The 1,609-nt window shown below is 75.2% G+C and carries 1 protein-coding gene; it reads left to right on the top strand.

From position 1 onward, the window contains the following. Positions 1 to 1,609, top strand: a 1,609-nt coding sequence (locus tag HO151_RS02840) for a type I polyketide synthase (protein ID WP_254594666.1), incomplete at both ends; no start/stop codon positions are given.

The raw sequence follows: 1,609 nt of genomic DNA, 5'->3' as shown, positions 1-1,609 counted from the left end.
CGCCGCCGCGACCGCCGTCGGCGGCGCGAGCACCGCCGCGGCCGTCACCCGGCAACTCCTCGACCTGCGCGAGGAGGAGCGCCTGCGCTTCGCGGTCAACCTGGTGCGCGCCGAGGCGGCCCCCGTCCTCGGGCACTCCTCGGTCAAGGCCATCGACGCCGACCGCGACTTCCACGACCTCGGCTTCGACTCGCTCACCGCGGTCGAGCTGCGCAACCGCCTCACCGCGGTCACCGGCCTGCGGCTCCCGGCGACCCTGGTCTTCGACTACCCCACGCCCACCGTGCTCGCCGAGCACCTGGTCGCCGCCCTCCTCGACGAGCAGCGCGGCACGGACCCGGCCGCCCCGGCCGCCGTCGTCCCGGCGCTCGCCGACGACCCGGTCGTCATCGTCGGCATGGCCTGCCGGATGCCCGGCGGCGTCAGCTCCCCCGAGGAGCTGTGGCAGCTCGTCGTCGACGGCGGTGAGGGCATCTCCGCCTTCCCGACCGACCGCGGCTGGGACCTGGAGACCCTCCAGCGGGGCGGCGAGGGCGGCCACGGCCGCAGCGCCACCTCCGAGGGCGGCTTCCTGTACGACGTGGCCGACTTCGACGCGTCCTTCTTCGGGATCTCCCCGCGCGAGGCCCTCGCCATGGACCCGCAGCAGCGCCTGCTCCTGGAGACCACCTGGGAGGCGTTCGAGCACGCCGGCATCGACCCCGCCACCCTGCGCGGCAGCCGCACCGGCGTCTTCGTCGGCACCAGCGGCCAGGACTACACCACGCTCGTCATGAACTCCCGCGAGGACGCCGAGGGCCACGCCCCCACCGGCCTCGCCACCAGCGTCACCTCCGGGCGCCTCTCCTACACCTTCGGCCTGGAGGGCCCGGCGGTCACCGTCGACACCGCCTGCTCCTCCTCCCTGGTCGCCCTCCACTGGGCGGCGCACGCGCTGCGCTCCGGCGAGGCCGACCTGGCCCTCGCCGGCGGTGTCACCGTGATGTCCACCGCCATGGGCTACGCGGGCTTCACCCGTCAGGGCGGCCTCGCTCCCGACGGCCGCTGCAAGGCATTCGCGGACGCCGCCGACGGCACCGGCTGGTCCGAGGGCGTCGGCATGCTGGTCGTGGAGCGCCTCTCCGACGCCCGCCGCAACGGCCACCCCGTCCTCGCGGTGCTGCGCGGCTCGGCCGTCAACCAGGACGGTGCCTCCAACGGCCTGACCGCCCCCAACGGGCCCTCCCAGCAGCGTGTCATCCGCCAGGCCCTGGCGAGCGCCGGGCTCACCACCGCCGACGTCGACGCCGTCGAGGCGCACGGCACCGGCACCACCCTGGGCGACCCGATCGAGGCGCAGGCGCTGCTCGCCACCTACGGGCAGGACCGGCCCGAGGACCGGCCGCTGCTGCTCGGCTCGATCAAGTCGAACATCGGCCACGCGCAGGCCGCCGCCGGTGTCGCGGGCGTCATCAAGACCGTCATGGCGATCCGGCACGGCGTCCTGCCCAAGTCCCTGCACATCGACCGGCCGTCCACCCACGTCGACTGGACCGAGGGCGACGTACGCCTGCTGACCGAGACGACCGACTGGCCGGAGACCGGCCGTCCGCGCCGCGCCGCCGTGTCC

Source organism: Streptomyces sp. 8P21H-1 (assembly GCF_013302945.1).
This window is presented reverse-complemented; position numbering and strand designations above follow the sequence as displayed.